Origin of the sequence: Acinetobacter sp. CWB-G5 (assembly GCF_019209785.1) — a bacterium.
In the GTDB taxonomy this organism is placed as follows: Bacteria; Pseudomonadota; Gammaproteobacteria; order Pseudomonadales; family Moraxellaceae; genus Acinetobacter; species Acinetobacter johnsonii.
Genome location: NZ_JAHUTF010000009.1, coordinates 60,747 through 75,806 on the forward strand (window position 1 = coordinate 60,747; position 15,060 = coordinate 75,806).

Sequence of the window (15,060 nt, forward strand, 5' to 3'; positions counted from 1 at the left end):
CTTTTATTTAAACTCAACCCGCTTAGCCACTAACGCATATTTTATTTGTTTCAATATACGTAAAATCTCCAGTCGAACTTTAGCCAAGCCCTTCTTCTTTTGCTTTTTCATTCGAGCTTTACGCTCTGCAAGCAAGTCGCTTGAAAGTGTCGTTTTCTTTTCAGGAAATAACATCATTTCCTGTATACATAAAGCAGGCGTCATCTGATATACAGGATGAAATGTATGACGTATAAATTCATCAAACATCACTTGGTCCAGTGGGATCAATTGAATTTTTTTCACATATTCCAAATATTTTTGAGCACCTTCAAGACTCAGGATATAACCTGCGGTGCCTAAGTTTTTTCCCGTGAGTTGAACAATATGACGCGTGCCATTTGCTATTTCCGACTGGGCATTACCGAGAAAAACTTGATCTGCAAATGCTTCCGTCTTAATAATGTCCCAATTTGGGTTGATCCAGCCTGCGTTATTTAATAATTCAGCAGCATTACCTAAATACACATCATCTTCAAAAATAGCCAAATGAGGAATGTGCTCATCTACCATTTTTTGCCAAATCGAGACATGACTCATAAAACAAGCCAACTCACCAGGACTTAAAAACTCATCCCGAATATTGAGCTGCATTTTTTCTGCTAAAGGACGTGCTAAATCAGGCGTCAGCGCATCAAAAAACTCAAACCCAACATTCTGTTTGCCGAATTCTCGCACGATATGCTCACGACGCGCAGCCGCTGTTTTTAAGCTAATGACTATATTTTTCATATCGATACTACTTATTTCGATGCAACCAAATGCTTTACAGCATAAAACTTATCACGCCACATCCGCTTTTGTTTTTTGATGCCGTGAGAAAGACTCCGCCCTTCTTTTTCTTTACGAGAAATACCTTGTGCTGCCACGGTGCCCAAGATATCACTATCCAAGCCAGCAGGTTTCACTAAAGCAGGCCACACGCCTAAACCCTTCCCATTTTTACTGAGCCATGTTTGAAAGAAAATATCGACAGGCATGGTCATTTTTCTCCCAGCTTGCATAAATGCTTCTGCACCTTGACGTGACCACACCAAACCTAAACCACGAATAGGAAAATAAAAAGCATGCCACAAACTCATACCATCAACATTCGTAATATCTTTAGCTAACTTTTTCTTTTTGGTTGCAATGTTAATCAAGTACCAATCCAGCTCTTTATGCTGATCTAGATACTCAATCACGCCATCAAGCTTGTTTTTAAAGTCTTGGTTGATTTTCATATCGTCTTCAAGCACCACCAAATAATCAGCATCTGTACTTAAAAATTTTTCCGCGCAGCCATAATGACTTAAATAGCAGCCCAATTCCGAATTCATCAGTTTACGGCCAAGTACGTCGTTCGCCCCTTGATCATCGTAGTTTGCAAATTCAGTTAACTCTTTACCACGACCATCGACTGCAGAAAAGCGATCAAAAGGCCAGTTGACTTGATTCAGCTGCTGAGTTGCTCTTTCAAGTCGTTCCTGACTGCCGTCCAAATTAATCAAATAAGTAACAACTTTCATCATGAACCTTTAAACTAAAACTGAATGGGGCAAATAGCCTGCTAATTTTTCCTGCATAGCCATACTGATTTTCTTTGCAGCATCACTATCAAGCTGATCCAAACTCTGTATGCAGCCATACTTAATCTCAGGATTATGTAGCGCTTGTATAAAACTATTCAAACTGTCCTGATTTTTAAGATAGGCCAACTCGAGATCAGGCTTTAACTCAGCCTGCTGTTTTTGAATCTTAATGTGGTTCATTAATGAAATCGGATTCAACTGTTCTACACTACGAAATTTAAACTTGATCTGCGTTTCTAAAAGCTGTGGATGTTCCAGCAAATAATCTTTTAATGCATGACGATCTACAATATGTGGATAATGATGGATTTCAAAGAATTTCTTAAAGCCCAAAACATCCGCACCAAGCATCTGCGCAATCATATGTTTCGGCTGAATTGGCTTTCCAAATTGGCGACTCATCAACTGACGATATTTGAGCTTTACCTTGAGTGCAAAACTATTCTGCCAATGGCCATAGATCACCAAGTTTTCCGCTTTTAAAAAGTCTTCGACTTGTGCAGGCGCATTAAAAAAGAAATCATCATTCAGATAAATAAAATAATCTGATAAGCCTTCAATATTCCAAAGCATACTTTCAATGGAACGGGTATTGAAAGTTGGTAAATGCTCTTCAAAACCTCTAAAAATTTCTTGGTGATCAACCACACGAATTTTATCTGAAGTGCACAAACCTTGCGCTGCAAATTCATCGATAAACTCAGGACGCTGACTATCTGCCACCACATAGATATGTCGACAGAACGGTACATATTTCAAGATGGAAGCGATGTTATAATAAATTTCGTTATTACTGGCAAAGCGCGTCGCACTAACTGCATCAGATGCATCTTCACCAGTCAGATATTTATGGCGTTTCTTTTTTAATTCAAGATCATTGCCATCTACCCAGGCAATCACGATATCAATATTTTGCATTCATTTGATCACTTCAAAATCTGAGTCTAATAGGCATTTATTGCCAAGCATCCTTAATCCACTGTGAAGGCAATACATAACGATACCATTTTCCACCACCACCATTAATAGCATCAGGTGGATTGATTTCACCATGGAAAATAATGACCTTAACCCCTTCAGGTTTTACAGGGGGTTTAAAGTATGCCAACGGAATTTTTTGCAAACAGTGATATTTGTAACTCTTACACCAACTATCAGGCCAGTAAGAAAGTTTTTTCTCTTGATCGACATACCAAGACAAATAAGCTTGCTCATTGCGGAATTTTTGACGAATTTCATCAAAATGCTCCCGAAAATAAGGCATCAGTCCAGGGAAAGCGCCCAGTTTAAAACGGTAAACCGAGCTGTTGCCTGTAATCCGCCAAGGACGTTTCCAGTCATGGATAATCAGGAAATCCCCAGGATGGGTAAAGAAACTATCGATATTGTCAACAATCACCACATCCAAGTCTAAAAAGAGTGCATTACCTTGTAAACCGTACAAGTCTGGCTCGAATGTAGACAATTTATTCCAGCCACGTTCAGGACTTCCTTCTGGAAGCGCTAAAGGTGGAATGGGAAAACATTCAACTGCAGGGTCGATTCCTTCGGTACGGTCTGTTAGACAAACCATTTTAAAATCAACCGTGGTGTGACGCTTCACCATGTTATATAAACGATTGACGTACTCGGCCCCATATTTGGTGCCCCATTTCATGCATAACACAATATTTTGATCTGTCTGTGTTTCAGCCTGTTTTGACAACGAGTCGTTTACGTTTTCCAGCATGTTCTATCATCCACCAGCATTCTGCGTTGTATCATAACATTTCTTGCAATAAGTTAGTGTATGGCTTTTTCAAAGCCCTCATAATACTCAAAAATAGTTTGTGCTATGATACGGAATCGCTTAGATAAATCCTTTACAGGGTTCACTTAGCTCTCATATGAAGAATATATAATCAGGTTGATATGAAAATAGCAGTTGCAGGCACAGGTTACGTCGGCCTTTCTAATGCCATGATCTTCTCACAACACCATGAAGTGATTGCACTAGACATCATCGACACGAAAGTTGACATGTTGAATCAAAAAATCTCTCCGATTCAAGACACAGATATATCAACATTTTTAAGCGAGAAACCGCTCAATTTTCGTGCCACAACTGACAAATATGAAGCCTATCGAGGCGCTGATTTTGTCATCATTGCAACACCCACCGACTATGATGTGCAAACTAATTATTTCAACACGCAAAGTGTGGAAAGTGTTATTCGAGATGTCGTCGAGATTAATCCTCAGGCAACGATGATTATCAAATCAACCGTGCCAGTGGGCTTTACGCAAAAAGTCAAAAGCCAGTACAACACTGACAATGTGATCTTCTCCCCAGAGTTTTTACGTGAAGGCAAGGCTCTGCATGACAACCTTTATCCCTCTCGGATTATTGTTGGTGAAAAGTCAGAACGTGCTCAATTGTTTGCAGATATGCTGATCGAAGGTGCAATCAAAAAAGACAGTCCTGTATTGTTTACTGACTCAACTGAAGCCGAAGCGATCAAGTTATTTGCCAACACCTATCTCGCGATGCGTGTCGCTTACTTTAATGAACTCGATACTTATGCCCAGTCTTTCGGTCTAGACACTCGTCAAATTATTGAAGGCGTATGTTTAGATCAACGCATTGGCAATCATTATAACAACCCATCGTTTGGCTATGGTGGCTATTGTCTACCAAAGGATACAAAACAACTTCTTGCCAACTACAATCAAGTGCCAAGTAACCTGATTCAGGCTATTGTAGATTCTAACAGTACCCGTAAAGACTTTATTGCAGACTCTATCATTGCAAAAAATCCCAATACTGTCGGTATTTATCGTTTAGTAATGAAAAGCGGCTCCGATAACTTCCGTGCCTCCGCAATTCAAGGCGTCATGAAACGCATCAAAGCAAAAGGCATTGATGTGATTGTTTATGAACCAACCTTAAATGAAGATGAATTTTTCAAATCCAAAGTGATTAATGATTTAGAACAATTTAAACAACAAAGTGATGTCATCATCGCCAATCGCAAGTCGCAAGATTTAAGTGATGTTGAGGATAAAATCTATACCCGGGATATTTTTGGAGGCGATGAATGAACGTTTTAGTAACAGGCGCAGCAGGCTTTATCGGCTTTCATGTCTCTAAAAAACTACTTGAACGTGGTGATAATGTTGTCGGTTTTGACAATATGAATGATTATTATGATCCTGCTTTAAAGCAAGCTCGTATCGACTTATTACATCAAACCGCTCAGCAAAGTACTGGCCAATTTGACTTCATTCAAGCCAATCTTGCCGATAAAACAGCAGTTGATCAATGCTTTCAACAACACCAGTTTGACCGTGTGATTCACTTGGCTGCACAAGCAGGCGTGCGCTACTCACTTGAAAATCCAATGAGTTATGTAGAAAGCAATATTATTGGCTTTACCAATATTATTGAAGCTTGCCGCTATGCGAAAACACCACATCTGACCTATGCCAGCACCAGCAGTGTATACGGTGCAAATACCACCATGCCTTTTAGTGAGCAGCATGGTGTCAATCATCCTGTCCAATTTTACGCAGCAACAAAACGTGCGAATGAATTAATGGCCCACAGCTATAGTCACTTATTTCAATTGCCAACCACAGGCTTACGCTTCTTTACGGTTTATGGACCTTGGGGGCGCCCTGACATGGCTCCCTTCAAATTCACTAAAAATATTATTGAAGGTAAAACAATCCAAGTATTCAATCATGGCAACCATAGCCGAGACTTTACTTTTATTTCAGATATTGTCGAAGGTGTGATTCGTTCAAGCGATCAAATTGTACAAGCAAACCCAAATTGGGACAGCAATCACCCAGATCCATCGACCAGCAATGCGCCCTTCCGTATTTTTAATATTGGTAATAATAACCCTGTTAAGCTAATAGACTTTATAAGTGCAATTGAAAAATCTACTGGTAAAAAGGCCATCACGGAATTACTCCCTCTTCAAGCAGGCGACGTGGCTGATACTTTGGCAGATAGCAGTGCTTTAGAAAAAAGTGTGGGGTATAAACCATCTGTTTCTGTTGAAGATGGTGTGAAACAATTTGTAGATTGGTATCGCGACTTTTATCAGGTTTAAATAAAAACCACTATCTAATTAATTAAACCAATCTAAAATAAAACCCTAATTACACAGTAGTTAGGGTTTCTAAATACAGGTCTATTTAAATTAAATTGTAGATCGTTACACCATAAAATTTTTCTTACTAAATCACCATCCACCACAAACCTGTCTCCTATACCTATACAAATTCTTTGAGGTAGAAAAAACCTATCCTTCGCTTGAATATCCTCAACTAAATAAACGAAGCTTATTTTTAAATAGCAACATCTTAGCAATAGGATAACTTTTATTTATACTCGCCGAGGTTTATGAAATGGCTTTTATTAAAAATTACAGTATCAAAAAACCATTAAGCTTATACAAAATATTGGCTTAAATTACTCAAGAGAAATACCAAATTAAACACCACCAGAGCCATCATAAATAATCCCATGATGACTCTACCTTTATAAAAATAATTTATTTATTTTTCTTTTTGCATATATTTATCAATATATGATTAAGAACGCCATAATTCTCCAAGTTTTACATCCCACTCAACAGGAGAAATAACCATACGTCCTGCATTTGGGGTCAATGTAATTTCACTAAACAGCACTTCATCTTGTGACAATAGGAAGTCAATTCGGCTATAACCATATTCCAAACATAACTGCTCAGATAGCTCAACCATTTTATGCATCTTGCACGGTTCTATCACCGCTTCTGGCGTATTCTCTTTGCAATCTACGGTGAAAGGCTGTAACACCCAAGAGGTATCATAAATATTTGAATACTCTGTACCATCACTCCCTTGGACATCGACTTCAACATACTTAGGCTGCCCTTCAAAACAGTGAACACGACACGTTGTAATGGTGGCATTCGTGTTAGCATCACGATATAAGTCAACATAATGCTCTGCCAAAATGAGCGGCGAAATATTTTTATAGTGCCACTCTCGCTTGCGGTAGTACATATTCATTTTTAAACTGTTATTTAGTTTACTTTCCGCTCTATTAACATCAAATGTACCTTTATCGCGACAAACAATAGCGCTTCCACTGTCGTGGGTACATTTCAAAACAAACTGGCTTGGAAATTGATCAAAATCAATATTCTTAAAGTCACAATATGTGCCTATAAGTGGGACCAGATGTTTTTCTCCAATCCGATCTATAATCAACTCTCTTACTGCCGATTTATCAGCTAATTTGGTATGTAATGCACTCCTTTCAAAAATCATTCGTGCAGTAACTTTCTCATTAAAACTTTCAGGTTGATTAAAATTTGGCATATACCCTAATTTATTAATGAACCTCTTTTTTAAATATCTCTCATCAGAAACAAACAATGTTCTAAATACTTTTGCTTTATATATAAGACTGTTAATCATGGGTAAAATTTTTAAATACATCTCATTTTTACCAAATAATAACAAATTAAATTATATTATGTATGCTTTAAGAATATTATTTTTACTAAAAGTTCAAAAATCTTCGATCCCTTATAAACAATTAAATGCTATAAAATATAATCCATATATCTTTTTAAATAATGAAAAACAAAAAAGGGCTCCAAAGAGCCCTTTTTTTTCATCGAACCACTTATTTTACATAAGTTAGCCAGTGTGCATATTTCGGGTCTTTACCCTGTACTGCATTAAAGAATGTGGTTTGAATTTGTTCAGTGATTGGACCACGCGTGCCGGAACCAATTTCACGGTCATCATATTCACGAATAGGCGTCACTTCAGCAGCAGTACCTGTAAAGAATGCTTCATCCGCAATGTAGAATTCATCACGTGTAATACGACGCTCAACTACGTCATAGCCCAAGTCTTTTGCAATCGTAATAATGGTCTGGCGCGTAATGCCATCAAGTGCACCGCCCGCGATATCTGGCGTATGTAAAACACCATCTTTTACCAAGAATACGTTTTCGCCAGAACCTTGGCATACATAACCTTGAGGGTCGAGCAACATTGCTTCGTCATAACCTGAGTGTGCTACTTCTTGGTGAGCTAAAATCGACAAGGTATAGTTACCTGACGCTTTTGCTTTACACATCGTCACGTTTGGATGGTGATGGGTAAATGATGAAGTTTTCACACGAATACCTTTCGCCATTGCTTCATCACCTAAGTACGCACCCCAGCTCCACGCAGCAACCACCGCATGAATCGTATTGTCTGTTGCAGCAATACCTAATTTTTCAGAACCAATAAAAATAATTGGACGCAAGTAGCAAGACGCTAATTTATTTTCACGAACCACATCAATTTGAGCTTGCTCTAGTGTTGCTTGATCAAATGGGACTTTCATTTGATAAATTTTTGCAGAGTTCAATAAACGCTTAGTGTGTTCTTTTAGACGGAAAATAGCCGTGCCATTCGGTGTTTCATAGGCACGGACACCTTCAAACACACCCATGCTGTAGTGCAAGGTATGTGTTAATACGTGAGTTTTTGCCTCACGCCAGTCAACCAATTGTCCATCTTGCCAAATAAAACCATCACGATCAGCCAAATTCATGACACACACTCCAAATTTATATACACAGTCATGTTACCCAATGCTCACGATTGAGCTTGGATCAATTAATCTTTGCCATAATTTGCAAACGATCACTCGGGTATCGCGCCAGTCCGCAGCATTTACTTGCATGGATTGATTCGCAAGGGCTAAACGGTGGCTCTCGGCTCGTTCACTGAGATAAGCTTGAATCAATGCAGTCGCATCGTCACTGGATAAGCAACTGGCTTTTGCAGCGTCCTCAAGGATTCGTACATTGTCGGAATAATGGGCAAGATCTGGATGAGATCCGCTCCATGCCAACACAGCATACTGTGCCATAAATTCGATATCGACGATACCACCTGCGTCTTGTTTTAAATGAAAAATTCCATCTTTTTGTTGTTCTTTAGAAGAACCCAAATGGTCTTTCATTTTTTGACGCATCTTCAGCACTTCTGCGCGTACATTTTCCTCATCTCGTGGCTGCGTCAAAATCCGACAGCGCAATGCTTCAAACTTATCACGCAAACTTGGCTCACCCGCAATCGAACGAGCACGTACCAAGGCTTGATGCTCCCAGACCCATGCATTTTTCAACTGATATTGCTCAAAGGCTTTTAAACTGGTGACCAAGACCCCCGCCTCACCCGATGGGCGTAAGCGCGTATCGATTTCATAGACCCGACCATCGAGGGTCTGCGTGGTCATCAACGACATAAATTTCTGCGCAACACGCATTGCAAACTCGAACCCACTGATCGACTTCAGCCCATCTGTATCGGCTTGCTCATCCATATAATGAATAAAGACAAGATCTAAGTCCGAGCCATAACCCAGCTCAATCCCACCAACTTTGCCATAACCCACAACAGCAAATGCCAAATGATCGATCGAACAGCGCTGTCCTTCAACATCGAGCGGATAACCATGTTTCTTTGCCGTCATTTGGTAAGCCAAATTTAAAGTTGTACTGACCGAAACTTCTGCAATATCGGTCAAAGCATCGGATACTTTCATCAACGGACTTTCAGCCAAGACATCACTGGCTGCAACCGCCAATACATTGGATTTTTTAAACAGGCGCAGCACACGCATCAAATCTTCAACATCATCAAGTTCAATACGAAGCAACTGTTGACGCAGAGAATCTTCCAAATCTTGACGGCGCGGCAGCTCAAAGTCCATGGACAAAAATTCATCCAAGAGTACTGGATAATGGGTCAATTCTTCACAAATCCATGGACTTACGGTTGCCATTTTAACTAAGCGCTGTAACGCCCCTTTACTCTCAATCAACATGACCAAATATACGGTGCGGCGCATCACAGACTCAACCAAGGGCATAAGGCGAAGTAGCGCGGCTTGCGGCTTATCTGACTGTAAAATCGCTTCAATCAAATGCGGCCAAAACATTTTTAAACGCTGCACCGCTTTTGCAGGCAGCTTTTTTAGCGCATGACCATTCCAAAATTCATGAATGAGGTTTTTTGCATTCGCATCTAACACCTCATTTAACCGCGCTTCTAACTGACTAAAACTTTCTACGAAAGGGTCATGCTCTTTTTCTTTAATTAAATGCTCAAACTGGTAAATGACTTTGGCGCGCTTTTGATTTAAATGTTCAATAAAAGCATCCCAGCTTACAAAGCCTAAGGTGTCAATCATCCTTTGTCTAAGTTCTGGTTCTGTTGGCAAAGACTGGGTTTGTTGATCATTTAGAGCTTGAATGGCATGTTCTACACGGCGCAGAAATAAGTAGGCATCTTCCAGCTCACTGACTGCTTGCCCATCCAGCAAACCCACTTCACCCAAATGATGTAAGCTCACTAAACATTGACGGTCTTGTAATTCTAATTTTGCCCCACCATAAATTAGCTGAAAAACCTGCACAATAAATTCGACTTCACGAATACCACCCGCACCCAGCTTAATATCATCTTCGATATTGCGGCGTAATACTTCACGCTCAATCATGGCTTTCATTTCGCGCATGGCTTCAAAAGCGGTGTAATCGACATACTTACGGAACACGAAAGGACGAGTCATGTCCAACAACTCATTCCCCTCTTTGCCCCCTGTCACAATCCGCGCCTTAATCCACGCATAGCGCTCCCACTCGCGACCATGCTGGCTTAAATACTTCTCCAGCGCCGCATGACTAATGGCCAATGCAGAACCATCACCCCAAGGACGTAAGCGCATATCCACACGGAAGACAAAACCATCAGCCGTGATATGGTCCAACAAGTAAATGAGTTTCTGACCCCACAAAATGCAAAACTGTTGTACGTCTATGCATTTACGACCATCAGTTTCACCTTGCTCATCAAAAGCAAAAATCAAGTCGATATCACTGGAGAGATTCAACTCTTGTGCACCGAGCTTCCCCATCGCGACCACAATTAAATCTTGAATTTTATGGTTATAACCCACAGGCTGACCATGTTTAGTCACCAATGGCGCTAAGGCAAACGCTTTTGCCACACAAATGGCTGCATCGGCAAAATCCGATAACTCTCGCGTTAGCGTCATCACATCGATCAGTTGATTGGCATCCTGCCAAATCCAGCGAAACATTAAACGCGCACGTAAAATTCGGATGGTGCGCATCCATGTGCTTTCATCACTGATCTCTTTTAAGCTGTTTTGAACGACATTGAAAATTTGTTCGGTGGTCAATGGCTGAGAAAATTGATCAATTGCATAATCTTGTTCAAGATAAACCTGATGTATAGATAGGACTTGTTCCGCATATTGACTTGCGCGCAATGTCTTTTGCAATTGCTCAGCATTCATGATCGACCCTTTCGCATTGTTTTGGTTATTTATAACAGCAGATCATGAGATTAGGCGAATTATTTTATAAGAAAGGTATGATTATTCACTAAATTCTTGCTGGGATGTCTCGAGTGGCAATGCTTGATGTGTGCTGTTCGAACATGGCAGGCTGACGATAAAAGTTGAACCGACACCTTCTTTCGATGTGACTGAAATTTCACCTTTATTCAAATCGACAAACCGCTTACACAGCACCAGACCTAGACCCGTACCTTTCTCCCCCGCTGTCCCCTTAAAACTAACAGTTAGTTTCGGTTCAAACAACGATTCGATTTGGCCCAATGTCATACCTAGACCCGTATCTTGAATGTAGATATCGATAAAGTCATCACGTTGTTTGGCATCAATCGTCACAACACCTTCGCCATGCATATGGGTAAATTTCAGCGCATTTGAGACCAAGTTTTGGATCACCGAGGTCACCATATTGATATCTGCAAAAATTTTTAAATCATCGGGTACACGGTCAATCAGTTGAATATTTTTATTGATAGCCAACGCATGCAACACATCAAAAACAATTTGAGAGGACTGCTTAAGTTTGTAATGGATGGGGTGATAAACAAAGCGCCCGCCTTCTGCCATCGCCCAATTCAGTAAACTCTCCAGCAAGCTATAAGTCGACTGTGCGGTATCATGCAAATAATCTGCAATGCTTTGCACACCAGACTCATCCAAACTTTTACGCTCTTCAGCCAATACTTCTGAGAAACCAATTAAGCCATGAAAAGGGGCTCTTAAATCATGTGCAATAATTTGGAAAAATTTGGTTTTACTGACATTCATGGCCACCTGTTGTTCATACAACTCTTTGAGCTCCGCATTTTCCATGCGCAAATGCAGCAGATTGAGAAAACCAGAGGCCAGTTCATAGACATTTTCTACAGCATCCTGCGTAAAAGCGTCCAACTGTTCATCAAAGAAAATCACTTGCCCCACGGATTTATCCGATGCCTTTAAATCCAATGCGATGACCCGCTGATGTTTAAATCCTAAAGCACCAACCTGCTGAGAAAGATGATGATAATGGCGATGCAGGACATCAATCGCGATATCCCCTTCAAAATGAGTAGCAAAATTGGCTTCAGCGGGCAACTGAAAAGCATTGAATGCGTGTTTGCCCGCATACCAACTATAAGGTTCATTGCTAAACGTTAAAATTGCGGCATGTGCACCTAAAATTTTTCGCGCAAATTTGAGAAAGCTCTTAATTTTATTGTCATTACTGTTCACGCCCAACAATAAAGATAAGTGACAAGCACTTAACTGTTCTGTATCAGACACGACATCTAGCAATTGAATACCCATTTCTGCCTCATCTTTTGTGATTTTTTCGGCACAAACCTATTATTTACTTCTATTTATTAGCAAATTTTCAGCATTAAAACAATATAAAAATACAACAATACAAGCGTGGCATTTAACAAAAAAATCAATTATGTCAGAATTTTATCTTGTGACTGCTTTTGCTTTTTGAAAATTCGTTATTTATCAGAATGATTAAAACAAAATTTTGAATCCATCATATGAGGAAATAATTAAGCAAACCCACACCGAACAATAAATTGCTTTAAACCATCTGTAACGTTTTACGGCGATTTGATTCAAATCTTAAATTTCAGGCAATAAAAAACCCAAGACTGAATATGCTTGGGTTTTTTAATATCTTGGTCCCGAGGGTCGGACTCGAACCGACACGTCATCTCTGACAGCGGATTTTGAGTCCGCCGCGTCTACCAATTTCACCACCTCGGGAAGGTGTTGATGCGTATATTAAACTTTTTGAAAAACTTGTCAACGCAAGTTGGTGGTGATTGGCTATTTTTAAGTCACATTTGATTTTTTAGCTTTATATTTGTTCAATTTCAGCGTTTTTCTGCAAAAACGCATATACTAAGCGCAATTTTGACCTCCCTTATTTTGACGCTGCTTTCCCATCATGCAACTTTCTGATTTTAATTTCGACCTCCCTGATGAACTCATTGCCCGTTATCCTTTAGACACTCGCAGTGCTTCTCGACTATTACACCTCGATGCTCAAGGTCAGCATCATGACTTTCAATTCACCGACATTTTAGATTTGCTCGATGCAGGTGATTTACTGGTCTTAAATGACACCAAAGTGATGAAAGCACGTCTCAAAGGCAAACGTGCCAGCGGCGGAGCTGTCGAAGTTCTGGTTGAACGCATGCAAGATGCATTTATTGCACACTGCCACATCAAAGCCAGCAACACACCCAAAGCCGGCGCTGAGCTCTTTATTGGCCCAGATGCCGTTAAAGTCACGGTGCTAGGTCGTCATGAAAATTTATTTATTGTGGAGTTTTCCCAGCCAATTTTAACGGTACTGGATTTATACGGACAACTTCCGATCCCTCCTTACTTCAACCGTGAAGCTGAAGCCATTGATACCGAGCGTTATCAAACAGTATTTAATGATCCAACCAAGTTAGCCAGTGTCGCTGCACCTACCGCAAGCTTACACTTCGACCAAAAGCTGTTGGATCAACTTGAAGCCAAAGGTATTCAGAAAACCTTTGTCACTTTACACGTGGGTGCTGGTACCTTTCTGCCTGTACGTACCGATGATATTGCCAATCACATTATGCACAGTGAATGGTGTGATGTTCCGGAGCACGCCGTTGAGCTGATTCGCCAAACCAAAGCTCGTGGTAACAAGGTCATTTCTGTTGGAACAACCGCCACCCGTGCCGTAGAAAGTGCGGCTCAAGCGCATCAGGGTGAACTCAAAGCGTGGACGGGAGATACTCAAATTTTTATCTATCCAGGTTATGAGTTCAAAGTGGTGGATCGTCTTATCACCAACTTCCATCTGCCTGAATCGACCCTTCTGATGTTAGTTTCAGCGCTGTCAGATCGTGATAATATTTTGACGGCTTATCAACATGCGGTAGCCAACCAGTATCGCTTCTTTAGTTATGGCGATGCCATGCTAGTCGACCAACTTCAACCCAAATAAGAACCTCACATGCCTATCGATACAATCAAACATTCCATTCATATTCGACGTAAAAAGAATAAAGTTGTGTTTGATAATATCGACAGGCTTTGGGACATCGGCCGAGGGGCCGATTCGGCACAAGACATTCTTGACCGACTGCACCCTTGGAATGCCCCGATTACCCTCAAATTTGAAAATGTGCTGCCTATTCTACTTGGAATAGTCGGCATTTTTTTTATTGTGCCAGTGTTCTTTGCCGGAGAGCACATTTGGACCTTATTCAGCTTTTTATTCGGCTTAGGCTGTCTACTTTGGGCCTATTTAAGTTATGAGCAAGATGATCCGCTTGAAGAGGTCACCGACTATCTAGAAAAACAAATTATTCATAAAAAATACCAGCTCAATGAGTTTACCCCTCCGCAGCATATTGGCGTGGCCCTACAACCTGCATTTTTTATTGCCCATTTAAAGCAGCTGTTTCCAATTTTTAACCAAGGCACCATCAGCAACGATATTCCTTACTACGCCAGTACCACTTGGCAGGATGAAGCAGGACAAGAGCATCAGGTTTTACTATTTCAATACCACTTTGTCGATGAAATTCGCGTACGTGATAAAGATGGCAATGAGTTAAAAGTTAAAGAAGTGCATAAAGACTTATGGGGATGTTTTGTCTTTGAGGTACCCACGCAAGGACTAGCGATTACCGCATACAATAAAAAATTTTATTATCCTTATAGTTTTCCGTGGCATAGCAGTGATATTCAGATTAACCAGAAACTCAAATTTTTTGGCACTGACCAAATGCAGATGGCCAAACTCCTCTCCCCTGCATTTGTGCTACGTACTGCCGATTTTTTCCGTTCCCGTGAAGGCGATTTACTTTTTCATCCTGAAAAAAATATCTTGTGCTATATCAGCCCACAAAACCTGTTTGAAATATCCAGCAGAGCAAAAAAAATCAATGACATTTCGACATTACGTGGACACTTACGCACTTTTAAATTACCTTATCTAGAGCGCTTAGAATCTGATCTAACGCAATTTTTAAAATAATGACATTTTGCCGT

The 15,060-nt window shown here is 40.3% G+C and carries 12 protein-coding genes and 1 tRNA gene; 4 read left to right on the top strand and 9 right to left on the bottom strand.

Annotation, left to right across the window (positions count from 1 at the left end):
- Nucleotides 1-3: 3 nt before the first annotated feature.
- From KVY11_RS13315 to KVY11_RS13330, 4 genes are read right to left on the bottom strand one after another with little or no spacing between them, the layout of a single operon-like run.
- The gene (locus KVY11_RS13315) at nucleotides 4-771 is read right to left on the bottom strand and encodes a glycosyltransferase family 25 protein (protein ID WP_218289231.1); all 768 of its coding nucleotides are present in this window, start codon (nucleotides 769-771) and stop codon (nucleotides 4-6) included.
- An 11-nt stretch (nucleotides 772-782) separates the two neighbouring features.
- Nucleotides 783-1,547 (bottom strand): glycosyltransferase family 25 protein, encoded by a 765-nt coding sequence (locus KVY11_RS13320; protein ID WP_218289266.1) that lies wholly within the window; start codon nucleotides 1,545-1,547, stop codon nucleotides 783-785.
- Between the two features lie 9 nt (nucleotides 1,548-1,556).
- The gene (locus KVY11_RS13325; protein ID WP_218289232.1) at nucleotides 1,557-2,528 is read right to left on the bottom strand and encodes a stealth family protein; all 972 of its coding nucleotides are present in this window, start codon (nucleotides 2,526-2,528) and stop codon (nucleotides 1,557-1,559) included.
- A 37-nt stretch (nucleotides 2,529-2,565) separates the two neighbouring features.
- On the bottom strand, nucleotides 2,566-3,339 hold the full coding sequence (locus tag KVY11_RS13330) for a glycosyltransferase (RefSeq protein WP_218289233.1): 774 nt from the start codon (nucleotides 3,337-3,339) through the stop codon (nucleotides 2,566-2,568).
- A gap of 182 nt (nucleotides 3,340-3,521) precedes the next feature.
- Between KVY11_RS13330 and KVY11_RS13335 the strand changes: the two genes are divergently transcribed.
- Entirely contained in the window at nucleotides 3,522-4,691 is a 1,170-nt protein-coding gene (locus tag KVY11_RS13335) for a nucleotide sugar dehydrogenase (RefSeq protein ID WP_148825490.1), read from the top strand.
- A complete protein-coding gene (locus KVY11_RS13340; protein WP_218289234.1) occupies nucleotides 4,688-5,710 on the top strand; it encodes an NAD-dependent epimerase in 1,023 nt (340 codons plus the stop codon). The genes KVY11_RS13335 and KVY11_RS13340 overlap by 4 nt, the downstream gene beginning before the upstream one ends.
- Before the next feature lie 484 nt (nucleotides 5,711-6,194).
- Here the strand turns inward: KVY11_RS13340 and KVY11_RS13345 are convergent, their stop codons facing one another.
- The 5 genes from KVY11_RS13345 to KVY11_RS13365 all read right to left on the bottom strand — a co-directional run bounded on the left by KVY11_RS13345 (nucleotide 6,195) and on the right by KVY11_RS13365 (nucleotide 12,783).
- Entirely contained in the window at nucleotides 6,195-7,070 is an 876-nt protein-coding gene (locus tag KVY11_RS13345; RefSeq protein ID WP_218289267.1) for an ATP-grasp fold amidoligase family protein, read from the bottom strand.
- A 211-nt stretch (nucleotides 7,071-7,281) separates the two neighbouring features.
- A complete protein-coding gene (locus KVY11_RS13350; protein ID WP_087528050.1) occupies nucleotides 7,282-8,208 on the bottom strand; it encodes a branched-chain amino acid transaminase in 927 nt (308 codons plus the stop codon).
- Nucleotides 8,209-8,241: 33 nt separating this feature from the next.
- Nucleotides 8,242-10,986, bottom strand: coding sequence for a bifunctional [glutamate--ammonia ligase]-adenylyl-L-tyrosine phosphorylase/[glutamate--ammonia-ligase] adenylyltransferase (gene glnE / locus KVY11_RS13355; RefSeq protein WP_078388493.1), 2,745 nt, complete (start codon nucleotides 10,984-10,986; stop codon nucleotides 8,242-8,244).
- Nucleotides 10,987-11,067: 81 nt separating this feature from the next.
- Nucleotides 11,068-12,336: a sensor histidine kinase KdpD gene (locus KVY11_RS13360; protein WP_218289235.1), complete on the bottom strand. Its 1,269-nt coding sequence runs from the start codon at nucleotides 12,334-12,336 to the stop codon at nucleotides 11,068-11,070.
- Between the two features lie 360 nt (nucleotides 12,337-12,696).
- Nucleotides 12,697-12,783: transfer RNA gene (locus tag KVY11_RS13365), tRNA-Leu, on the bottom strand.
- A 184-nt stretch (nucleotides 12,784-12,967) separates the two neighbouring features.
- On the opposite strand from KVY11_RS13365, the gene queA reads away from it, so the two are divergent.
- Together queA and KVY11_RS13375 are read left to right on the top strand one after the other, a co-directional pair.
- Entirely contained in the window at nucleotides 12,968-14,008 is a 1,041-nt protein-coding gene (gene queA / locus KVY11_RS13370; protein ID WP_218289236.1) for a tRNA preQ1(34) S-adenosylmethionine ribosyltransferase-isomerase QueA, read from the top strand.
- Nucleotides 14,009-14,017: 9 nt separating this feature from the next.
- Nucleotides 14,018-15,046 (top strand): hypothetical protein, encoded by a 1,029-nt coding sequence (locus KVY11_RS13375; RefSeq protein ID WP_218289237.1) that lies wholly within the window; start codon nucleotides 14,018-14,020, stop codon nucleotides 15,044-15,046.
- Nucleotides 15,047-15,060: the final 14 nt, after the last annotated feature.